This window comes from Massilia litorea (genome assembly GCF_015101885.1).
Taxonomy (GTDB): domain Bacteria; phylum Pseudomonadota; class Gammaproteobacteria; order Burkholderiales; family Burkholderiaceae_D; genus Telluria; species Telluria litorea.
The window spans coordinates 1,340,873-1,363,104 of the sequence record NZ_CP062941.1; the positions used below are offsets into that span (position 1 = coordinate 1,340,873).

Annotated in this window: 21 protein-coding genes; 17 read left to right on the plus strand and 4 right to left on the minus strand. The window is 61.8% G+C overall.

The genetic code is table 11. The annotated features are described in order from the left end of the window. Positions 1-19: 19 nt before the first annotated feature. The 6 genes from rsmD (at position 20) to LPB04_RS05950 (ending at position 4,569) form a co-directional block, all read left to right on the plus strand. Positions 20-688 carry a 16S rRNA (guanine(966)-N(2))-methyltransferase RsmD gene (gene rsmD / locus LPB04_RS05925; protein ID WP_193687809.1) on the plus strand — a complete coding sequence of 223 codons (669 nt, stop codon included), beginning with the start codon at positions 20-22 and terminating at the stop codon, positions 686-688. A 112-nt stretch (positions 689-800) separates the two neighbouring features. Then, the gene (gene coaD / locus LPB04_RS05930; RefSeq protein WP_193687810.1) at positions 801-1,298 is read left to right on the plus strand and encodes a pantetheine-phosphate adenylyltransferase; all 498 of its coding nucleotides are present in this window, start codon (positions 801-803) and stop codon (positions 1,296-1,298) included. A gap of 28 nt (positions 1,299-1,326) precedes the next feature. Further along, positions 1,327-1,587, plus strand: coding sequence for a YfhL family 4Fe-4S dicluster ferredoxin (locus LPB04_RS05935; RefSeq protein WP_193687811.1), 261 nt, complete (start codon positions 1,327-1,329; stop codon positions 1,585-1,587). Positions 1,588-1,653: 66 nt separating this feature from the next. After that, positions 1,654-2,208, plus strand: coding sequence for a DUF1003 domain-containing protein (locus LPB04_RS05940; protein WP_193687812.1), 555 nt, complete (start codon positions 1,654-1,656; stop codon positions 2,206-2,208). 132 nt (positions 2,209-2,340) lie between these two features. Next, positions 2,341-3,960 carry a methyl-accepting chemotaxis protein gene (locus LPB04_RS24345; protein ID WP_193687813.1) on the plus strand — a complete coding sequence of 540 codons (1,620 nt, stop codon included), beginning with the start codon at positions 2,341-2,343 and terminating at the stop codon, positions 3,958-3,960. 24 nt (positions 3,961-3,984) lie between these two features. Next, complete coding sequence (locus tag LPB04_RS05950) at positions 3,985-4,569, plus strand: chalcone isomerase family protein (RefSeq protein WP_193687814.1); 585 nt, start codon at positions 3,985-3,987, stop codon at positions 4,567-4,569. 75 nt (positions 4,570-4,644) lie between these two features. On the opposite strand, the gene LPB04_RS05955 is transcribed toward LPB04_RS05950, so the two are convergent. After that, a complete protein-coding gene (locus LPB04_RS05955; protein WP_193687815.1) occupies positions 4,645-4,848 on the minus strand; it encodes a hypothetical protein in 204 nt (67 codons plus the stop codon). A 167-nt stretch (positions 4,849-5,015) separates the two neighbouring features. Here LPB04_RS05955 and LPB04_RS05960 point away from each other — a divergent pair, with 167 nt between their 5' ends. Beyond that, on the plus strand, positions 5,016-5,972 hold the full coding sequence (locus LPB04_RS05960; RefSeq protein WP_193687816.1) for a LysR family transcriptional regulator: 957 nt from the start codon (positions 5,016-5,018) through the stop codon (positions 5,970-5,972). Between the two features lie 33 nt (positions 5,973-6,005). On the opposite strand, the gene LPB04_RS05965 is transcribed toward LPB04_RS05960, so the two are convergent. Then, positions 6,006-6,461: an Lrp/AsnC ligand binding domain-containing protein gene (locus tag LPB04_RS05965; protein ID WP_056340766.1), complete on the minus strand. Its 456-nt coding sequence runs from the start codon at positions 6,459-6,461 to the stop codon at positions 6,006-6,008. 204 nt (positions 6,462-6,665) lie between these two features. Between LPB04_RS05965 and putA the strand changes: the two genes are divergently transcribed. Beyond that, positions 6,666-10,313: a trifunctional transcriptional regulator/proline dehydrogenase/L-glutamate gamma-semialdehyde dehydrogenase gene (gene putA, locus LPB04_RS05970; protein ID WP_193688868.1), complete on the plus strand. Its 3,648-nt coding sequence runs from the start codon at positions 6,666-6,668 to the stop codon at positions 10,311-10,313. Between the two features lie 33 nt (positions 10,314-10,346). Next, positions 10,347-11,462, plus strand: coding sequence for an alanine dehydrogenase (gene ald / locus LPB04_RS05975; RefSeq protein WP_193687817.1), 1,116 nt, complete (start codon positions 10,347-10,349; stop codon positions 11,460-11,462). Here ald and LPB04_RS05980 read toward each other — a convergent pair. Together LPB04_RS05980 and LPB04_RS05985 are read right to left on the minus strand one after the other, a co-directional pair. After that, positions 11,432-12,232, minus strand: coding sequence for a 5'-methylthioadenosine/adenosylhomocysteine nucleosidase (locus tag LPB04_RS05980; protein ID WP_193687818.1), 801 nt, complete (start codon positions 12,230-12,232; stop codon positions 11,432-11,434). The two genes, ald and LPB04_RS05980, sit on opposite strands and share 31 nt — an antisense overlap. Before the next feature lie 1,126 nt (positions 12,233-13,358). Beyond that, positions 13,359-13,637: a hypothetical protein gene (locus tag LPB04_RS05985; RefSeq protein WP_193687819.1), complete on the minus strand. Its 279-nt coding sequence runs from the start codon at positions 13,635-13,637 to the stop codon at positions 13,359-13,361. Between LPB04_RS05985 and LPB04_RS05990 the strand changes: the two genes are divergently transcribed. The 8 genes from LPB04_RS05990 to LPB04_RS06025 all read left to right on the plus strand — a co-directional run bounded on the left by LPB04_RS05990 (position 13,636) and on the right by LPB04_RS06025 (position 22,230). Next, positions 13,636-14,667 (plus strand): NAD(P)H-dependent flavin oxidoreductase, encoded by a 1,032-nt coding sequence (locus tag LPB04_RS05990; RefSeq protein WP_193687820.1) that lies wholly within the window; start codon positions 13,636-13,638, stop codon positions 14,665-14,667. The genes LPB04_RS05985 and LPB04_RS05990 overlap by 2 nt on opposite strands. Positions 14,668-14,680: 13 nt before the next feature. Next, positions 14,681-16,309, plus strand: coding sequence for a GMC family oxidoreductase (locus LPB04_RS05995; RefSeq protein WP_193687821.1), 1,629 nt, complete (start codon positions 14,681-14,683; stop codon positions 16,307-16,309). Positions 16,310-16,506: 197 nt separating this feature from the next. Then, on the plus strand, positions 16,507-17,280 hold the full coding sequence (locus LPB04_RS06000; protein ID WP_193687822.1) for an ABC transporter ATP-binding protein: 774 nt from the start codon (positions 16,507-16,509) through the stop codon (positions 17,278-17,280). Then, positions 17,277-17,984 (plus strand): ABC transporter ATP-binding protein, encoded by a 708-nt coding sequence (locus LPB04_RS06005; RefSeq protein WP_193687823.1) that lies wholly within the window; start codon positions 17,277-17,279, stop codon positions 17,982-17,984. Before LPB04_RS06000 ends, LPB04_RS06005 begins: the two co-directional genes overlap by 4 nt. A gap of 47 nt (positions 17,985-18,031) precedes the next feature. Next, a complete protein-coding gene (locus tag LPB04_RS06010) occupies positions 18,032-19,237 on the plus strand; it encodes an ABC transporter substrate-binding protein (protein WP_193687824.1) in 1,206 nt (401 codons plus the stop codon). A 203-nt stretch (positions 19,238-19,440) separates the two neighbouring features. Further along, positions 19,441-20,325, plus strand: coding sequence for a branched-chain amino acid ABC transporter permease (locus LPB04_RS06015; protein WP_193687825.1), 885 nt, complete (start codon positions 19,441-19,443; stop codon positions 20,323-20,325). A 3-nt stretch (positions 20,326-20,328) separates the two neighbouring features. Further along, on the plus strand, positions 20,329-21,351 hold the full coding sequence (locus tag LPB04_RS06020) for a branched-chain amino acid ABC transporter permease (protein ID WP_193687826.1): 1,023 nt from the start codon (positions 20,329-20,331) through the stop codon (positions 21,349-21,351). A 21-nt stretch (positions 21,352-21,372) separates the two neighbouring features. Next, complete coding sequence (locus tag LPB04_RS06025) at positions 21,373-22,230, plus strand: alpha/beta fold hydrolase (RefSeq protein WP_193687827.1); 858 nt, start codon at positions 21,373-21,375, stop codon at positions 22,228-22,230. Positions 22,231-22,232: the final 2 nt, after the last annotated feature.

The window sequence follows — 22,232 nt, forward strand, 5'->3', positions numbered from 1 at the left end:
CTCTGGTATAGTGCGCGCCATGCAAAGAAAGCCAGCCAATAAACCCCAAGCTAAATCCCAGGGCCAGCACGGCCGTCCGCGCCTCGCGCCCCAGCAGGTGCGCATCATCGGCGGAACATGGAAACGGCGCCTGCTGCCGGTGCTCGACGCGCTCGGCCTGCGCCCGACCCCGGACCGGGTGCGCGAGACCGTTTTTAACTGGATCCACCACCAGGTCGGCGGCGATTGGGCACAAGTCGATTGCCTCGACCTGTTCGCCGGCAGCGGCGCCCTCGGCTTCGAGGCGGCCAGCCGCGGCGCCCGTTCGGTGACGATGCTCGATTTTCACGCGCCCGCCGCGCGCCAGCTCGAAGCGAACAAGGAAATGCTGAAAGCGGAGAACGTCAGCATCCTGCGCGCTGACGCCTTTACGGTCGCGCGCGACCTGGCCGCACGCGGCCAGCGCTACGATGTCATCTTCCTCGATCCGCCGTATCAGCAGGATTTCATTGCGAAAGCGCTGCCGCTGTGCATCGACCTGCTCAAGGAGGACGGCATGGTCTACGTGGAAGCCGAATACGCCCTGCCGCAGGGAGGAGAAACGCCGGACTGGCTGGCCCCGTGGGAACAGGTGCGCGCCGACAAGGCCGGCATGGTTTTTTATCATCTGCTCAAGCTGAACGACAACTTGCACGAAAACAAGGCTTAATTACCTGAAGTTTGCTCATTTTCCGGGCAAGGAAGGCGCCATACTGGGGCAGCTGCCGGATTTTCAGGCATAATGCGCGTTCCAACACAGGTCTTTCTTCATGGGAGCGACAATGGTAGTAGCCGTTTATCCAGGTACCTTCGATCCGCTCACCCGCGGCCATGAGGATCTGGTCCGCCGTGCATCGGGCCTCTTCGACACGCTCGTCGTCGGTGTCGCCGACAGCAAGAACAAGAAGCCGTTCTTCTCGCTCGAGGAGCGCCTGGAGATCGCGAACGAGGTGCTGGGCCATTACCCGAACGTGAAGGTCGAGAGTTTTTCCGGCTTACTTAAAGATTTCGTGCGCCAGCATGATGCGCGCGTGATCGTGCGCGGCCTGCGCGCCGTGTCCGACTTCGAGTACGAGTTCCAGATGGCCGGCATGAACCGCTACCTGCTGCCCGACGTCGAGACCCTGTTCCTGACCCCGTCCGACCAGTACCAGTTCATTTCCGGCACCATCGTGCGCGAAATCGCGATGCTCGGCGGCGACGTGTCCAAATTCGTCTTCCCTTCGGTAGATCGCTGGCTGCAAAAGAAGATCGCATCCATGACCGCGCCGAAAGCCTGACCAGGCATTCCTCTTTAGAAGCAGCATCATGGCCTTACTGATTACCGACGAATGCATCAATTGCGACGTGTGCGAGCCCGAGTGCCCGAACGACGCCATTTCGATGGGCGAAGAGATCTACGAGATCGACCCGCACAAGTGCACGGAATGCGTCGGCCACTTCGACGAACCGCAGTGCCAGGCACTCTGTCCGGTCGCCTGCATCCCGTTCAACCCGGCCTGGCGCGAAACGCGCGAAGAACTCATGGCCAAGTACGAACGCCTGACGGCCGCCAAGAACACCGGCTGATGCCGGACGCCGGCAGCCGCCGCGTACGCGCGTCGCCCGCTGTGGACAGCATGCTATGCTCGTTCCATGGGCGAACACGACGACGACCTCACATCGCGGCTGCCACAGTCGGTTAACGAAAACCTCGACACCATCGCCGAGTATTACGCTCGCCACGAAGAAAAGGTAACGCGGGCCCAGGCCTTCGTCGAGAAAATGAGCGTGTTTCTCGGCAGTCCCGGTTATGTCGCCACCAGCGTGGGCGTGATCGTCGTCTGGATCGCCTGGAACCTGGGCGCATTCGAGCTCCACCTGCAACCCTTCGATCCGCCGCCGTTTTCCTTCCTGCAGGGTTTTATCACCCTGAACGCCTTCATCATTTCCACGACGGTGCTGATTCGCCAGAACCGCATGTCGAAGCTGGCCGAGCGTAACGCCCACCTCGATTTACAGATCAGCCTGCTGTCCGAAGAAAAGATCAGCAAGATCATTGCCATGCTCGAAGAGATCCGGCGCGATTCGCCCACGCTCCCCGACAAGATCGACGAAGAAGCCGACGAACTGGCCGAGTCGGCCGACACTAGTACCGTACTGGAAGCGATCGAACGCGACCAGGAACAGGACGGAGCCCGTCCTTCCTAAAACTTTCCCGTTGTATTGTGCCGTTGCAGCATTGAAATAGTCATTTTGTCTTGATTTACATCAAGATTTAGGTGCTATATTGACATTGCTGTTTTAGCACGATCAGACTTTTTCGACGAGACGGGGAGTTCGGTGAACATCAATAACTTGCGCATCGGCCAGCGCCTGGCGATCGGCTTCGGGGTCGTCATTTCCTTGCTGGTGTTATTGGCGGGCCTGTCGTACACGCGCCTGGCCAGCCTGGATCATGAAATGAGCGCACTGATCCACCTGCGCTATGCGAATACCGTCAGCGCCAACGCCATCAAAGCCGACGTCAACGAAGCCACGCGCGGTATGCTCAGCGTCTTGGTGATGAGCGATCCGGCACAGATCCGCAAGGAACTCGAGAGCGCCGCCGGGAAAAGCGCGAATGCCAGCGCCGCCGTCGCCGCCCTGGCCGGCACCACCAGCGAAGCAGAAGGCGCGCGCATCCTGGCCACCCTGAGCGCGATCCAGGCCAAATTCCTGCCGGGCGAGCAAGCATTTGCGAAACTGGTACTGGACGACCGCAAGGACGAAGCGATGGCGAAATTCATGTACGTCCTGCGGCCCCAGCAAACCCAGTATTTCGAACAGCTCGACCGTTTTATTGCTTACCAGAACGCCGCGATGACGGCCGCCGCCGACGCCGCTGCCGCCGTCACCCGCCGCACCCAGCTGCTGGTACTGATCCTGGCCGTGGCCGCCGCCGCCATCTCGCTGGGCGTGGCCTGGCTGTCCACGCGCAGTATCGTGCGACCGTTGCGCCACGTGGTCAAGGTTGCGCGCCGCGTCGCCGATGGCGACCTGACCAGCGAGATCCGGGTCGAGACGCGCGACGAAACCGGGCAGATGATGGGCGCCCTGCGCCACATGAACGACAGCCTGCAGCGCATCGTCGCCGACGTGCGCGTCAGCACCGAAGCGATGGCGGCCAGCTCGAGCCAGATCGCCAGCGGCAACATCGACCTCTCGGTGCGCACCGAACAGCAGGCTGCTTCGCTCGGCCACACGGCCGACGCGATGCGCGAACTGACCGACACCGTCCAGCAGAATGCCGACAACGCGCGCCAGGCGAACGCCCTCGCGGCCCAGGCCTCGACCGTGGCCGCGCGCGGCGGCGCGGTGGTCGAGCAGGTGGTCGACACCATGGGCTCGATCACGAAGTCCTCGCAGCGCATCGTCGACATCATCGGCGTCATCGATTCGATTGCCTTCCAGACAAATATCCTGGCCCTGAATGCGGCGGTCGAGGCGGCGCGCGCGGGCGAGCAGGGACGCGGCTTCGCAGTCGTCGCTTCGGAAGTACGCAGCCTGGCCCAGCGCTCGGCGGCCGCCGCCAGGGAAATCAAGCTGCTGATCGGCGATTCCAGCGACAAGGTCAAGGAGGGCAGCCTGCTGGTCGAGCAGGCCGGCGCGACCATGCGCGAGGTCGTCGACAGCGTGCGCCGCGTCACCGACATCATGGCCGAGATCACGGCCGCCAGCGTCGAGCAGAGCGCGGGCATCGCCCAGGTCAGCCGGAACGTGGTCGACATGGACCAGGGCACCCAGGAAAACGCGGCCCTGGTCGAGGAAGCGGCCGCCGCCGCGGCCTCGATGCAGGAGCAGGCGGCGCAGCTGGCCCGCGCCGTCAGCATTTTTAAGTTGACGGCGCCGGCTGAACTACCTGCGCTGGGCGCAGCAAGCACGCCGCGCCGCCTGCCGGCGCCAGCCGCAGCAAACGAATAACAAGTATGACCAACAGGAGACTGCATGACCCTTATCAAGACCACTATCCTTGCCTGCGCCGCCCTGACACTTGCCTGCAGCGCCCAGGCCGCCATCGACGTCAACGGCATCAAGTTCGAGGATCTCGCTAAAGTCGGCGGCAAGGAGCTGAAACTGAACGGCGCCGGCATGCGCACCAAGCTCGTCATCAAGGTCTATGCGGCCGGGCTGTATCTGCCGGAAAAGAAAACGGCTGTGGCCGACATCTTGAAAATGGACGGTCCGCGCCGCGTGACCCTGGTGATGGCGCGCGACATCGCTTCGGAAGACCTCGGCAAAGCCTTCATGGACGGCATCAACGAAAACCTGGACAAGGCGGAGAAGGCGAAGATCGTCAACCAGATCTTAAAATTCGGCGAAATGTTCGCTGCGGTCGACGACATCAAAAAGGGCGATGTCCTGCACATGGACTGGATCCCGGGCACGGGTACGGTCTGCGAGCTGAACGGCAAACGTATCGGCGACACGGTGTCGGATGTGAATTTCTATAATGCCGTGCTGCGCATCTGGCTGGGAGACAAACCGGTCGACCGTTCGCTGAAACCGGCATTGCTGGGCGACGCGCGCTAAAGCAGCGTCGATGAAATAAAAACGCGGCGCCGGGTAACCGGAGGCCGCGTTTTTTTATTGGGCAGGGTGTTTATTTCAAGCGCCGACGCCGGCGGAAGGCTGACGGCGTGGGGTGCGCGGGCGAACGGTCAGCACCAGGGCACGCAGCAGGCCGGAAAGCAGGGGACGGAAAAACATCAGCAGGCTGGCCAGCAAAGACAGCACCAATGCGGCGCGCACGAGTTCGGCAACCGGCAGCATCGGCAGAGACAAGTGAGTAAGAGCGTCGACAAACGGCATGGACTGGCTTTATTTTTAACTACAAGATGTTGTTTTTAAGAACTATACTGCATTGCAACATATAAATCTAATTCCGTTTACTGATGTGCCTTATATTGATTGTGAATGAAATCGGGTACACTTTGACGCAGACCAATAGCAACCCGATAGACGCCAACGAGACCGCCATGAGCTTCCTGACCCTGGATCTGAACCTGCTGCGCGTGTTCGACGCAGTCATGACCGAACAAAATTTAACGCGCGCTGCCGGCCATCTCGCCATGACGCAGCCGGCGGTATCGAACGCGATCAAACGCCTGCGCGAGAGCCTGGGCGACGAACTCCTGATCCGCACCGCCTATGGCGTGAAACCGACGCCGCGCGCGGAAGCGCTGTGGCCATCCGTGCGCGCGGCCCTGGCCTCGCTGGAAGCGGCGGTGATGCCGGAAACCTTCGACGTCTCGAAAGCGCAAGCGACCTTCAGGATGGCAATGGCCGACGCCACCGCCGCCTATTGGTTGCCGTCGCTCATGCGTTCGATCGAAAGCGAGGCGCCGGGGGTGAACATCCGCATGGTGCCGCTGACGACGCGCGAACCGCGTCCGATGCTGCTGCGCGGCGATATCGACCTCGCCGTCGGCTTTTTCCCGGGCGTGGCGGCGCAGCTGTCGTATGAGACCGGGTCGCCGATTCACCACGAGCGCCTGTATTCCGGCCAATATGTGTGCGTGATGCGCAAGAACCACCCGCTCGCCGGCAACAAGCTCGACCTCGACACCTATTGCAAGGCGAACCATTTACTCGTGAGTTTCTCCGGCCGCGCGCACGGCCTGGTCGACGAAGCGCTGGCGCAAATCGGCCGCGAGCGCCGCATTTTACTGACCGTGAACCAGTTTTTTACCGCGGGACGGGTGGTGGCGAATTCGGATTTGATTACCGTGCTGCCGAAGCACCTGATGGTCTCGACCGGCATGACGGAATCGCTGGTCTGGCGCGAACTGCCGTTCGCCCTGCCGGCCGTGCACCTGGACATGCTCTGGCACGAACGCGACGGCCGCAGCCCGGCGCACCGCTGGTTGCGGAATAACCTGGAATCGACGGCGGCGCAGGCGACGGCGCCGAAGGGCGAGCGCGTCGCCGCCTGATCGAGGGCGGCAAGCTTGACTGAAGCGACGAAGTCAGCGGATCGGCAGCTTCGTCGTATTTTTCACTTCTTCCATCACCGCATAGGTGTGCGTCTCGCGCACGCCCTTCTGCAACAAGGTTTTTCCCAGGAATTCGCGGTAGGCCGCCATGTCCTTGACGCGCGCTTTCACGAGATAGTCGAAGCCGCCGGCCACCATATGGCATTCCAGCACTTCCGGGATCAGCTGCACGCTCTGTTTAAACGCATCGAACACTTCCGGCGTGGTGCGGTCGAGCACAACTTCAATAAAAACCAGCAGTGACACATCCAGCAGTTGCGGATTCAACTGGGCCGTGTATCCCATGATGTAGCCGGACTCGTGCAGTTTGCGCACGCGCTCGAGGCAGGCTGCCGGCGACAGGTTCACCCGGGTGGCGAGCTCGACATTGCTGATGCGGCCGTCGTTCTGCAACTCGGCGAGAATTTTTTTCGATATCTTGTCCAGCATGCCGTCTCTCCTGGGCGTAAATATTATTTGGTCGAATTCTCGCACCAAAAACTATCTATTGCTAGTGCCCCGTAAAAACAGAATTAATCCAGAAGAAATCCTTCTACAATCAAACGATTGAAGCACGTACCAAAACGCGCCGGCTGCCCCTGCAGACTGGCGCGTTTTGCTGTGCGCCCCTTGACCTACCCTGATAAGACCACCATGCAGATCGCCGCCAATTCGGCCACCACCTTCGTTCCGTTCGACGCGTTTCAGGCCGAAATCAAGCCGGACCAATCTCCCTTGCGTGCCGCCATCACGGCCGCCTACCGGCGCGACGAAAACGAAGCCGTCAACTGGCTGCTGGCGCAAGGCGCGCGGCCGAGTGCGGACGCGAAACCGCTGGCGCACCGACTGGTCTCCGCCGTGCGCGCCAAACGCACGCGCGCTTCCGGCGTCGATGCCCTGATGCACGAATTCTCGCTATCGTCGGAAGAGGGCGTTGCCCTGATGTGCCTGGCCGAAGCGCTGCTGCGTATTCCCGACAGCGCCACCGCCGACCGCCTGATCGCCGATAAAATCAGCCGCGGCGACTGGCGCAGCCACCTGGGCGAATCGCCCTCCCTGTTCGTGAACGCCGCGACCTGGGGCCTGCTCATTACCGGCAAGCTGGTCTCGAGCAACAGCGAACGCGGCCTCGGTTCGGCCATGACGCGCTTGATCGCCAAGGGCGGCGAACCGCTGATCCGCAAGGGCGTCGACCTCGCCATGCGTATGCTCGGCAACCAGTTCGTAACCGGCCAGACGATCGACGAAGCCCTCAAAAACAGCCAGCCCAACGAGGCACGCGGTTATCAATACTCGTACGACATGCTGGGCGAAGCGGCGCTGACGGAAGCAGACGCGCAAAGCTATTACGCCTCGTATGAAAAGGCGATCCATGCGATCGGCAAGGCCTCGAATGGGCGCGGCATCAAGGACGGTCCCGGCATTTCCATTAAACTGTCGGCCCTGCACCCGCGCTACAGCCGCGCCCAGCATGCGCGCGTGATGAGCGAACTGCTGCCGCGCGTGCGCAGCCTGGTCTTGCTCGCGAAGGGCTACGACATCGGCATCAATATCGATGCGGAAGAAGCGGACCGCCTCGAGATCTCGCTCGACATGCTGGAAGCCCTCGCTTTCGACGCCGAGCTGGCCGGTTTCGAAGGCATCGGCCTGGTGGTGCAGGGTTATCAAAAACGCTGCCCCTTCGTGATCGACTACGTGATCGATCTGGCGAAACGCAGTGGCCGCAAGTTCATGGTGCGTTTAGTAAAGGGGGCGTATTGGGATGCCGAGATCAAGCGCGCGCAAGTGGACGGCATGCCGGGCTATCCGGTGTACACGAGAAAGGTGTACACGGACGTGTCCTATTTGACTTGCGCTCGTAAACTGCTGGGCGCAACAGACCTGATCTACGCCCAGTTCGCGACCCACAATGCCCATACCTTGTCCGTGATCTACACCTGGGCCAAGGAAAGCGGCGTCGAGAACTATGAATTCCAGTGCCTGCACGGCATGGGAGAAACCCTGTACGACCAGGTCGTCGGCAAGGAAAATTTGAATAAGACCTGCCGCATCTATGCGCCGGTCGGTTCGCACGAAACCCTGCTCGCCTACCTCGTGCGCCGCCTGCTGGAAAATGGCGCGAATTCTTCGTTCGTGAACCAGATCGTCGACGAAAAGGTCGCGATCGAAACCCTGTTAAACGATCCGTTCGAGGTGGCGCGCGCCAGCGGCGGCCTGCCGCACACGGGCATTGCCCTGCCGCGCGCGCTGTTCGGCGGCGAACGTCACAATTCGGCCGGCATCGACCTGACGAATGAGGATGCGTTGCGCGTCCTCGGTACCGAACTGTCGCGCCAGCGTGTTTATGAAGCGGCGCCGCTGATCGCCGGCAAGGTCGACGGGGCGGACACGCTGCCGGTGCGCAACCCGGCCCAAAACGCCGACCTCGTCGGCCAAGTGCAGGAAGCCTCGACAAGCGACGTCGAAACGGCGCTGGCCGCCGCTACCGCTTTTACGAGCGAGTGGAACAGCAGCGCCAACCGCGAGCGCGCGGCAATGCTCGACCGCGTGGCCGACTTGTTCGAAGCCAATTGCGCCGAGCTGATGGCCCTGGCCGTGCGCGAAGCGGGCAAATCGCTGCCGAATGCGATCGCCGAAATCCGCGAAGCCGTCGACTTTTTGCGCTATTACGGTGCCCAGATCAAGGACGTGCCGGCTGCCGAGGCGCTGGGCCCGGTCACCTGCATCAGCCCCTGGAACTTCCCGCTTGCGATTTTCACGGGCCAGGTCGCCGCGGCGCTGGCCGCCGGTAACGTCGTGCTGGCGAAACCGGCGGAACAGACGCCCCTGATCGCGCACCGCGCCGTCGAACTGTTTTACCAAGCAGGCATTCCGCGCGCCGCGCTGCAATTGCTGCCGGGCCGCGGCGAAGTCGTCGGCGCCGCCCTCACGGCGGATCCGCGTATAAAAGGCGTGATTTTTACGGGGTCGACCGAAGTCGCCCAGCTGATCAACCGCACGCTGGCCAAACGCGGAGAGAACGAGGGCATCGACATCCCGCTGGTGGCGGAAACCGGCGGCCAGAACGCCTTGATCGTCGACTCTTCGGCCTTGCCCGAGCAGGTCGTGCAGGACGTGTTGAGCTCGGCTTTCGATTCCGCCGGCCAGCGCTGCTCGGCGCTGCGCGTCCTGTTCCTGCAGGAACACATTGCCGACAAGACGATCCGGATGCTGAAAGGTGCCTTGCAGGAGTTGCGCGTCGGTAGCCCGGACCGCCTGGCGACCGACATCGGTCCGGTGATCGACCAGGAGGCCCAGCGCAACCTGCTGGCCCACATCGAGCGTACCAAAGCCACCGCGAAACAGCATTTCGCGCTCGACTTGCCGGCCTCCGTTACTTCGCAAGGCACCTTCGTGCCGCCGACCGTGCTGGAAATCGGTTCGCTGGCGGAACTGAAGCACGAAGTCTTCGGTCCGGTGCTGCACATCGTGCGTTACCGCCGCGCCGACCTGAATCAGGTCGTCGATGCGATCAATGCCACCGGGTACGGCCTGACCCTGGGCGTGCACTCGCGCATCGACGAGACCATCGATTTCATCAGGGGCCGCGCCCACGTCGGCAACATCTACGTGAACCGGAATATCGTCGGCGCCGTCGTCGGCGTGCAGCCCTTCGGTGGCGAGGGCAAATCCGGCACCGGCCCGAAGGCGGGCGGTCCGCTCTACATCAAGCGCCTGCAGCGCCAGGCGGCGCCCTTGCCGGTGCACGGCACGGCGGCGTATGCGGCCCTCGCGGCGCTGCAAGTCTGGGCGCGTGCCAATGGCCACGAGGACATCGTTGCCCTGGGCGATATCTATGCCCGCAGCCAGCTGAACGGCACCACGCTCGCCTTGCCGGGTCCGACCGGAGAGAAAAACAGCTTGTCCTTCCATGCACGGGGCGTCGTCCTGTGTGCGGCGCGCTCCACGAAGGGCATGCTGAACCAGCTGGCCGCCACCATGGCGACGGGCAATCGCGCCTTCGTGCTGGCGGGCAGCCAGGTTGCGATGCCCGAAGAACTGCCGCCGGAAGTCAAGGACCGCATCCGTTTTATTGGCGCGGCGGAAGTGGACAACTGTGCATTCGAGATCGCGCTGGTGGAAAGCGGCCTGCAGGGCAGCCTGCGCTCGCAGCTGGCGGCACGTCCGGGCGCGATCGTCGGCATCGTCGATACCGATGCAGTATCTGCCGTTCCCGTGTGGCGCCTGGTGGCGGAACGCGCACTGTGCGTCAACACGACTGCGGCTGGCGGCAACGCAAGCCTCATGACCCTGGGGCTGTAATCATGTAGTGAGCTTTTTCAACTGGAGGAAGACATGTTAGTTGGCGTTCCAAAAGAGATCAAAAACCACGAGTACCGGGTCGGCCTGACCCCGCCTTCCGTGCACGAGCTGGTCGCACGGGGGCATCAAGTGATTGTCCAGAAGAACGCCGGTACCGAGATCGGCCTCCTTGACGAGCAATACGTGGCGGCCGGCGCCACCATCGTCGACACGGCCCAGGAGATCTTTGCCCGTGCCGAGATGATCGTCAAGGTCAAGGAACCGCAACCGGGCGAATGCGCGATGCTGCGCGAAGGGCAGATCCTGTACACCTATCTGCACCTGGCGCCGGATCCGGAGCAGACGGCGGCCCTGGTGCGATCGAAGGCGGTCTGCATTGCCTACGAGACGATCACTGGTCCCGGCGGCGGCTTGCCGCTGCTGGCGCCGATGAGCGAAGTGGCGGGGCGGATGTCGATCCAGGCCGGCGCGGCCCATCTGGAAAAATCGAAGGGCGGCATGGGCCTGCTGCTGGGCGGCGTACCGGGCGTGGCGCCGGGTCACATCGTGATCATCGGCGCCGGCGTGGTCGGCACCAATGCGCTGCAGATGGCGGTCGGCACCGGTGCCCGCGTTACCGTGCTCGATAAAAACATCGAGCGCCTGCGCCAGCTGGACCTGGTGTACGGCAACCGCATCGCCACCGTGTATTCGACGGGACACGCGATCGAGGAAGCGGTGCTGGCGGCCGATCTCGTGATCGGCGGTGTGCTGGTACCGGGTGCGGCCGCGCCGAAGCTGGTCACGCGCAGCATGATTTCAAAAATGAAAAAGGGGGCAGTCGTGGTCGATGTGGCGATCGACCAGGGCGGCTGCTTCGAGACCTCGCATGCGACGACCCACGCCGACCCGACTTTCGTCGTCGACGGTGTAATCCACTACTGCGTGGCGAACATGCCGGGCGCCGTGGCCCGTACCTCGACTTTCGCACTGAACAACGCGACGATCGGCCATGCGCTGGCGCTGGCCAGTAAAGGCTGGCGCCGCGCCTTGCTGGACGACGCCCACCTGCGCCAGGGTTTAAATGTCTGCCAGGGCAAGGTCACCTATGAAGCCGTGGCCAAGACCCTGGGCTACGATTACGTGCCCGCCGATTCCCTGCTGGCCTGATCGCTTATTTTCACATCCTGCGCCTGCAGGCAAAAGCGCCTGACGATGTAACAGGCATATACCGCGGCCACCGATTTTACGAAACGTAAAAAATCGGTGGCCGCGTTTTCATTGGCGTTGTCCGAAATCGTCCGGATCACGGCGCAAGGCACGTCAAGCTCATGGCAGACCTGGGCCACTGCCGCCCCTTCCATTTCCACCGCCACCAGCCCGGGTAAAGCGGCATTCAAGCCGTTGATGTGCTCGCGGTCATCAATAAACTGGTCGCCGCTGGCGATCAGGCCGCGGTGAATCCTCGGCCGGGTCAGCCTGAACACCGCTTTTTCATCCGCTGCGATCGCTTCCATGAAATCTTCGTCGAGGAAAGAGGAGGCGGCGTCAAACAGGCGCGAGGCCAGCTGGTGGTCGGCGGGGAAATGCGTCAAGCCGAGCAAGGGGACTTCGAAGCGTGGAAACAGGGGACTGGCATCCATGTCGTGCTGGACCAGCGATTCGGCCACCACGATGTCGCCCACGTTCACCGTTTTGTCGCCGCTACCTGCCACACCCGTAAACAGGATGTGGGTAACTCCGAACTTCTCCACAAGCGTGGTGGTCGTCACCGCGGCGGCAACCTTGCCTATACGCGACAGAACGCACACAGCGTCGATTTCCCACAGCTGTCCGACCCAGTACTCGCGTTGACCATGGATGAGCTTGTAGGGGCTCTGCATGGCTTCCACGAGCCCCTGCTGTTCTTCGGACAGCGCGCTGATGATCCCGAGACGCATTTTTTGACGGTTTTCCAAGCTGGTGAAAGTGAAAAAAGGCGTTTTTCAGCCGTGGATCAGGGTAAACACCGCTTGTCCACGCTGTTCGCGCTTTTCTCTGTTTACAGTAATAAAGGTATGTATACAGATTGGTAGTGATAGTAAACGCCTGTTTTTCTGTGGATAAGACGGGTTTACTCCACAAGATCAGCAGTTTAGGTCGACCTAAACGAGCTGGACAAGGATTGTATCGAGCCTGCACCGATGTTGGAAAAAAAACGTCGGCTTGTCAGTAAACGGTGTTCTGCACATCGGGTCCTGTGGATATGCAAGGGCTTGTCCACAGCCGGGATAGCTTTCACCGCGCTTTTAGCCTGGATACGGTCTGGACAGGGATACGGCCAACCGGTTTTGAGGAAAACGGGGTCCTCATGATCCTTGACGCGATCGTTTTCGCCATCGCCATCGGCATGTTGCTTTCTGCCAAACCATTGAGCAGCCGAACAGCGGCAGCTTGGCGTTCAGTCCGGAACGCATGCGAACCGATTTTTTTTCCAAGCGCTTGTAAGTCGAAGTCTTGTCTTCAGAGAAACCGGTCGCGTTTTTTTTCCTGCCAAACCTTTCAGTTGTCGATAGCAGATGGCTCGTCTCCTGGCCAGGAGCCGGCGCGAGCCGGTTTTCACACACGCTTCGCTTCATCTATTTAATTAAATAAGGATGTATACAAATTGGTAGTAGTAGTAAACGAGGCGGTTTACTGTGGATAAGCCGGCTTTTCTCCACAGTCTCAAGGGTTTACGCGCGTTTCGATGTCCTGAACAAGCCCTGTATCGCGCTTGCACCGAAGGTGTACAGATTTTGCGGCGTGCGGATTCGCACTGCTTCTGCACATTCGCTCCTGTGGATATACATGGGTTTGTCCACAGCCGCCTGGCCATGCAGGAAGGGGTTTCCTCGAGTGCAGGGACTGGCAGGCAGGAGAGGCGGGTCAAGGCAGGGGCGGTTTCGTAAAACTTGTCGTGCCAGGATGGATCTGATGCAAGGGGCCAACAGTTCGGGCAGGGAACAAAAAAAATTTTTTGCGAACCCGCGGCCTGCGCGTTCTCAGGTTTACAACCAAAATAGGTATACAAGGATAGTAGTAGTGTTAACAACTGGCGTTTTCTGTGGATAAGCCGGTTAACGGATGAGAAATCATCGGTTTACGCGCGGTATAAGCCTGTGATGGCGGCTGTATCGTTGCGGTGACAAATCTGGACAAGATTTTGGCGTCCACAAAAAAACGGGTTTCTGCACAATCCGTTCCTGTGGATATCAAGAAGCTTATCCACAGATGCGCCTCTGGCTTTACGGTGACGATCTGGTAAGCTTGCCTTGGTGAATTGAAAACCGCATTGAAAACCCACTCGACAATGGAGGCGGACATGGGAATCGACGACTTGTTCCAGATACCGGTCATCCAGGGCCCGATGGCGGGCGGCGCTTGCACGCCGGAGCTGGTGGCCGCCGTGTCGAATGCCGGCGCGCTCGGCGCCTTGCCCTGCTCGCTGCTGTCTCCGGCGACGATCGAGGAGCAGGTGGCGCGCATCCGCACACTCACCAGCCGCCCCATCATGCTGAATTTCTTCGTGCAGGGCAAACCGGCCCCGAGCGAAGAAGAAGTCGGCAAGGCCGTCGAACTGCTGCGCCCGGTCTGGGAAAGCCTGGGCTGGAACACGCTGCCGCTGCCAACCAAATGGTGCGAGGATTTCGAGGCCCAGTTCGAGTGCTTGTTGACATTACGTCCGCCGGCCGTCAGTTTCACTTTCGGCATCCTGGAAGCCGTCCAGGTCGAGCGCCTGCATGGGGCCGGCATCCGCGTGATCGGCACCGTGACCACGGTCGAGGAAGCGCTGGCCTGGCAAGCGATCGGCGCCGATGCGGTGGTCGCGTCCGGAATCGAGGCAGGCGGACACCGCGGCACGTTTTTGGGACCCCAGCAAGATGCGACCTTGCCGGCGGCCGAACTCTGGCCGGCCGTCGTCGCGGCCGTTCAGATCCCGGTGATTGCCGCCGGCGGCATCATGACGGGAACGGACATCAAGCGGGCCCTTCAACTGGGCGCGCGCGCCGTGCAGATGGGCACTGCCTTCCTCGTGACCGACGAAGCCGCGCTGCATCCTGCCTACAAGGCGCGCCTGCTCTCCGGCGAAGGGACGACAAAGCTGACGCGCAGTTTTTCGGGGCGCTACGCACGCGGCATCGAGAACGGCTTCATGCGGCAGATGGCAAGTGTAGAGCCGCTCGTTCCCCCGTATCCGATCCAGAATGCGCTGACCGGCAGCATTCGCGCCGCGGCAGCCAAAAGCGGCGACACGGAACTCATGTCGATGTGGTGCGGCACCGAATTTGCCCGGGCGCGGCCCATGCCGGCTCGTCAATTGATCGAATTGCTGGCATCCGAATTGCAGTCCTGAGGAGACGACAAGCGTGGAATCGGCTGGAGAATACGACTACATCATCGTTGGGGCCGGTACCGCGGGCTGCGTCCTGGCGAATCGCCTGACCCAGGACAAGCAGATCGAGGTCCTGCTGATCGAAGCAGGGGCACGGGACGACTATTTGTGGATCCACATTCCCGTCGGCTACCTGCACTGCATCGGCAATCCACGCACCGACTGGCTGTTCAATACCGAACCGGATCCCGGCCTGAATGGCCGCGCACTGATCTACCCGCGCGGTAAAGTGCTGGGCGGGAGCTCCTCGATCAACGGCATGATCTATATGCGCGGCCAACAGCAGGATTACGAGCGTTGGGCGGACAGTTGCGGCGACGATTCCTGGCGCTGGAACCACGTGCTGCCGCTGTTTAAAAAAAGCGAAGACCATCATCGGGGCGCCAGCGACGTCCACGGCGCCGGCGGAGAATGGCGTGTTGAAAAACAGCGGCTGTCCTGGAAAATCCTGGATGCGTTTCGCGATGCCGCAGCCGAGGTCGGCATCGAAAAGGTCGACGATTTCAATACCGGCGACAATGCCGGCAGCTCCTATTTCGAGGTCAACCAGCGCCGCGGCATCCGCCTGAATACCGCGAAGGCCTTTCTGAAACCGGCGGCCCAGCGGCCGAATCTGACCATCATGACGGGCTGCCACGTCGAGCGCCTGCTGCTGGAGACGACGGACGCCGGACCTGTCTGCCGCGGCGTGCAATTTAGCGGCGGCGGCAAAGCGCACACGGCAAAGGCGCGCCGCGAAACGCTGCTGGCGGCCGGCGCGATCGGCTCGCCCCACATCCTGCAACTGTCCGGCATCGGCGACGGCGCCCACCTGCAGCGCCATGGCGTCACACCCCTCGTCGAGCTGCCCGGCGTGGGCGAAAATTTGCAGGACCACCTGCAACTGCGTATGGTCTATAAAGTGCAGGGCGTAAAAACCCTGAATACCAGCGCTGCCTCCTGGTTCGGGAAGATGAAGATCGGCCTCGAATACGCTTTTTTACGCAGCGGACCGATGTCGATGGCGCCGTCGCAGCTGGGCGCCTTTGCGAAATCGCACCCGCAGCAGGCGACGCCGAACCTGCAATACCACGTGCAGCCGCTGTCGCTCGAAAAATTCGGCGACCCGCTGCACGGTTTCCCGGCATTTACGGCCAGCGTCTGCAACCTGCGCCCGACCGCGCGTGGGCACGTGCGCCTGGCCACGCACGACAGCTACGCGCCGCCGAAAATCACGCCGAATTACCTCAGTACCGTGGAAGACCGGCAGACGGCGGCGGCGGCGCTGGCGCTGACGCGCCGGATCGTCGCTTCTCCTTCCCTGGCACGCTACCAGCCCGAGGAATTCAAGCCGGGCATTCACTATCGCACCGAGGAAGAGCTGGCCGAAGCCGCCGGCCTGATCGGCACCACGATTTTTCATCCCGTCGGCACCTGCAAGATGGGCAAGGCCGACGATCCGGAGGCCGTGGTCGACAGCCAGCTGCGGGTGCGCGGGGTAGGGGGCCTGCGCGTGGTCGACGCCTCGATCATGCCGTTTATCACCTCGGGGAACACGAATTCACCGACCCTCATGATTGCCGAGAAAGCGGCCAGCATGATCAAGGCCGCACACCCACGCTAGTCACCTGTTCATTTATGCACAACGGGTCTGCGCTGGCAGCCCAGTTGTGCGCTGCTGCACAGGTTCCCCTTGTATTGTATAAAGAACTGATCTGTGTAATATTTGCCAAGATCCTATTCGGATAGGCGCGCCAGCAGCGCGCCGGACTCAGCCGGACAGGATCAGAGTTCCCGACGCATCCACGCACTGGAGACACGATGGCAGACGTCATTCTTGAAACAAAGAACTTGACCAAAGAGTTCAAGGGTTTTACTGCAGTCAATGATGTCGACCTGCGCGTTCAGCGCGGCCACATCCACGCCTTGATCGGCCCGAACGGCGCCGGCAAGACCACCTGTTTTAATTTGCTGACCAAATTCCTGGTGCCGACCTCAGGCCAGATCCTCTTCAATGGGCGCGACATCACGCGCGACAAGCCGGCGCAGATCGCACGCCAGGGCATTATTCGGTCCTTCCAGATTTCGGCCGTGTTCCCCCACCTGACGGTGCTGCAGAACGTGAGAATTGGGCTGCAGCGCGAGCTGGGCACCAGTTTCCACTTCTGGCGCAGCGAGGGGTCGCTGTCGTCGCTGGACGAGCGCGCCATGGCGCTGCTCGACGAAGTCGATTTGAGCAGCTTCGCCGACACCGTCACGGCGGACCTGCCCTACGGCCGCAAGCGCGCGCTCGAGATCGCGACGACCCTGGCGATGGAGCCGGAGCTGATGCTGCTCGACGAGCCGACCCAGGGCATGGGCCACGAGGACGTGCACCGCGTCACGGCCCTGATTAAAAAAGTGTCACAAGGACGCACGATTTTGATGGTCGAACACAATATGAACGTCGTTTCCGGCATCTGCGACCGCATTTCCGTCCTCCAGCGCGGCGCCATGCTGGCTGAAGGGACCTATGCCGAAGTCTCGAAAAATCCGCAAGTGATGCAGGCCTATATGGGCACCGCCGACGGCGAGCTCGAAGCGGGGCATGCATGACCGCGGCCCTGGAAATCAGCGACCTGCAAGCCTGGTACGGCGAATCGCACATCCTGCACGGCATCAGCCTGTCGGTGGCGCCCGGCGAAGTCGTCACCTTGTTAGGTCGAAATGGCGCCGGCCGCACGACCACGCTGCGCGCGATCATGGGGCTGACGGGCCGCCGTACGGGCTCGATCCGCATCAACGGCGTCGAGGCGGTCGGTTTGCCGACCCACCGCATCGCCCACCTGGGTGTCGGTTATTGCCCGGAAGAGCGCGGCATTTTCTCCTCGCTGTCGACCGAAGAAAACCTGCTCTTGCCGCCTGCCTTGAAAGTGGGCGGGACGGCGATGTCGATCGACGAAATTTACGAGATGTTCCCGAATCTGAAAGAGCGCCGCCACAGCCAGGGCACGCGCCTGTCGGGCGGGGAGCAGCAGATGCTGGCGGTGGCGCGCATCCTGCGCACCGGCGCGCGCCTGCTGCTGCTCGACGAGATCTCCGAGGGCCTGGCGCCGGTCATCGTGCAGGGTCTGGCCCGCATGATCACCATGCTCAAGGCGAAGGGCTACACGATCATCATGGTCGAGCAGAACTTCCGCTTCGCCGCGCCCCTGGCGGACCGGTTCCACGTTGTCGAACATGGGCAAATTGTCGAGACCATCGAGGCGCGCGACCTCGAGGCGCGCATGCCTGTACTGACCGAGCTACTCGGCGTGTAGTAAAGCAATTCATAAGCAGTATCAACCACAAGAACGGAGACAAAACAATGAAACGTACCGCCCTCGCCCTCGCCGCCAGCGCCGCCTTCCTCGGCTTCATGGCACCTGCTTCAGCCCAGATCAGCGGCGACACCATCAAGATCGGCCTGCTCACCGACCTGTCCGGCGTCTATTCCGACGTCGACGGCAACGGTGGCGCCGAAGCCGTCCGCATGGCGATCGCCGATATGGGCGGCGCCGTGAACGGTAAAAAAATCGAATTCATGGTCGCCGACCACCAGAACAAACCGGACATCGCCGCCTCCAAGGCGCGCGAATGGTTCGACCAGCAAGGCGTCGACATGCTGATCGGCGGCACCAACTCCGGCGCCAACCTGGCCATGGCCAAGGTCGCAGGCGAGAAGAAGAAACTCTTCATTTCGATCGGCGCCGGCACCGCCCAGCTGACCAATGAGCAGTGCTCGCCCTACACTGTGCACTACGCCTACGACACCGTGGCGCTGGCACGCGGCACCGGCTCGGCCGTGATCAAACAGGGCGGCAAGAGCTGGTATTTCCTGACCGCCGACTATGCCTTCGGCCAGTCGCTGGAACGCGACACGACCGAGGTGCTGAAAGCCAATGGCGGCACCGTGCTGGGCAGCGTCAAGCATCCGCTGTCGGCCTCGGACTTCTCGTCCTTCCTGCTGCAGGCGCAATCGTCGAAGGCGCAGGTGCTGGGCCTGGCGAATGCCGGCGGCGACACGATCAATTCGATCAAGGCGGCCAAGGAATTCGGTCTGACCAAGAACATGAAGATCGCCGGCTTGCTGGTGTTCATCAACGACATCCACACCCTGGGCCTGGACGCAACCCAGGGCATGTACCTGACCGACGGCTGGTACTGGGACATGAACGCCGACACCCGCAACTGGTCGAAGCGCTATTTCGCCAAGATGAAGAAGGAACCGTCGATGCTGCAGGCGGCCGACTACTCGGCGACGATGAATTACCTGAACGCGGTGAAAAAGATCGGCACCGACGACTCGACCAAGGTCATGGCGCAGTTGAAGGCGACCAAGATCAACGACATGTTCACCAAGAACGGCGTCATTCGTGACGACGGCCGCATGGTGCACGACATGTACCTGATGCAGGTGAAGTCGAAGGCCGAGTCGAAGTACCCATGGGATTACTACAAGCTGGTCGCCACCATCCCGGGCGACCAGGCGTACACCAAGAAGTCGGAAACGAAGTGCGCCGCCTGGAAGTAATCTAAAGATAAAACGCCGCGGTAACGCAGGCGTGGTTTGAACGCGTGGGCGGGAAGACCCGCTCTCCGTAGGGTGGGCGGGTCCCGCCCACGCGTTTAACCACCGCCTGCACATCGCGCCGCACGTTTCGATGTTGTTTGTTCCCCTTGGCCGGTCCGGCCGCCCCGGCTGACCGCCATCCCGACTTTTTGCTTTGGGTACCTATGGAAATTTTTGGCGTCCCCCTCCAAGCCATGATGAGCCAGCTGCTGCTGGGCTTAGTGAATGGTTCTTTTTACGCGATGCTCTCGCTCGGCCTGGCCGTGATTTTCGGTCTGCTGAACGTCATCAATTTTTCCCACGGTGCGCTGTACATGATGGGGGCGTTCATCGCCTACATCGGCGTCACCTCGTACGGCCTGAATTACTGGATGATGCTGGTGCTGGCGCCCTTCGCCGTCGGCCTGTTCGGTATCGCCGTCGAAAAGACGATGCTGCGCTGGCTGTATAAACTCGATCATTTATATGGCCTGCTGCTGACCTTTGGCATCACTCTGCTGCTGGAGGGCGTGTTCCGCTCCTTCTTCGGCGTCTCGGGCCAGACCCTGGAGGTACCGGAAGCCCTGACCGGCGCGACCGACCTCGGCTTCATGATGCTGCCGAACTACCGCGCCTGGGTCGTCGTCTCCTCCCTCGTCGTCTGCCTCGGCACCTGGTTCGTGATCGAAAAAACGCGACTTGGCGCCTACCTGCGCGCCGGTACCGAAAACCCGAAACTGGTCGAGGCCTTCGGCATCAACGTGCCGCGCATGGTGACCTTGACCTATGGCTTCGGCGTCGCCCTGGCGGGCCTGGCCGGGGTGCTGGCCGCGCCCGTGATCAACGTCACGCCGCTGATGGGCTCGAACCTCATCATCGTCGTGTTCGCCGTCGTCGTGATCGGCGGCATGGGTTCCATCCTCGGTTCCATCATCACCGGCTTGCTGCTGGGCGTGATCGAGGGTTTAACACGGGTGTTCTATCCCGAAGGCTCCGAGGTCGTCGTATTCGTCGTCATGGTCATCGTGCTGCTGCTGCGCCCGGCCGGTCTGTTCGGTAAGGAGAAATAAGCGATGAACAAGAAAATTTTCTATACGCTGGCCCTGGTCGCCGCGCTGGCGGCGCCTTTTGTCGGCTATCCCGTCTTCCTGATGAAGCTGCTGTGCTTCGCGCTGTTCGCCTGCGCTTTTAATCTTCTGATCGGTTTTACGGGACTGCTCTCCTTTGGCCACGCCGCCTTCTTCGGCAGCGCCGGCTACATGACCGGGTATCTGTTATCCACAGTTGGCCTGCCGACCGAACTCGGCATTCTGGCCGGCGTCGCCACCAGCGCCGTGCTCGGCCTCGTGATCGGCTCGCTGGCGATCCGCCGCCAGGGCATTTATTTTTCGATGATCACGCTCGCCCTGGCGCAGATGGTGTATTTTGCCGCCCTGCGCAGCCCGTTTACGCACGGCGAAGACGGCCTGCAGGGCGTGCCCCGCGGGAAGCTGCTCGGCGTGCTCGACCTGGGCAACGACTTGACCCTGTACTACGTGGTGCTGGCCATCTGCGTCGCCGGTTTTGCCCTGATCGTGCGCACCGTTCATTCCCCGTTCGGCCAGGTGCTGAAGGCGATCAAGGAAAACGAGCCCAGGGCCATTTCCCTTGGCTATGACGCGGACAAGTACAAGCTGCTCGCGTTCGTGCTCTCAGCGGCCCTTACAGGCCTTGCAGGGTCCACCAAAACCCTGGTGCTCGGCTTCGAGACCCTGACCGACGTCCACTGGACCATGTCGGGCCTGGTTGTCCTGATGACCCTGGTCGGCGGCATGGGCACGATGGTGGGCCCGATCATCGGCGCTTTTATTATTGTCGCGCTGGAAAACAAGCTGGGAGAGCTTGGCAACTTCCTGGCCAACAGCACCGGTATTTCCTGGTTCTCGTCCCTGGGGGAATCGGTCGGCATGGTCACCGGCCTGATCTTCATCGTCTGCGTGCTGCTGTTCCGCCGCGGTATCGTCGGAGAAATCGGCGCCCTGTTCGAGCGCATCGGCAAGAAGCGCCCGGCAGCGTCCACCCGCGTGGCAGCGGCCGCCGACCGCGAAGCAGCCTGACCGACACGCTGAGGAGGCAGCATGAAACAGGAGACCCTGGTCCTGACCGTGAATGGCTTGCGCATGCAGGTGCAGAGCGCAGGGGAGGGTCCCGCTGTCGTGCTGCTGCACGGCTTTCCCGACACCCATATCGTATGGCGCAAGCAGATCGCGCCGCTGATGGCGGCCGGTTACCGGGTGCTGGCGCCCGACCTGCGCGGTTATGGCGGCAGCGATGCACCACGTGAAGTTTCTGCCTACCGCTTGCAGCACATCGCCGCCGACGTGCTGGCCATGCTCGACCAGCTCGGCATTGCCCGGGCGCGCGTGGTCGGGCACGACTGGGGCGCCGCGATCGGCTGGATGCTGTGCATGAGGGCGCCGGAGCGCATCGAGCAATATGTGGCGCTGTCGGTCGGCCATCCGCTTGCCTTCGCCAAGGCCGGCCCGATGCAAATGCTGCGCTCGAGCTACATGATGTGGTTCCTGGTACCGGGCCTGGCCGAGAAATCGCTGACGGCCGGCGATTTTTATCTGCTGAACCGGTTTACAAGGGACCGCGCCCAGGTCGGCCACTGGAAGAAGAACCTGCGGGAGCCGGGCCGCATGACGGCCGCCCTGAATTACTATCGGGCAAACGTGCCACACGGGATAGCCATCGCCGCCAGAGCTGAGCCGGTGCGGGTGCCGGTGATGGGCGTCTGGAGCAGCGGCGACCAGGCGCTGGGCGAAACGCAAATGCGCGACTCGACTGCCTATGTGGCCGAGTATTTCCGGTATGAGCGCATCGAGGGCGCCGATCACTGGCTGCAGGTCACGGCCAGCGAGCAAGTAAATGCTTTACTGCTCGATTTCTTTGCCAACGGGCCGCATTCTGCGGCCCCTGCCACGTCCGCCTGATC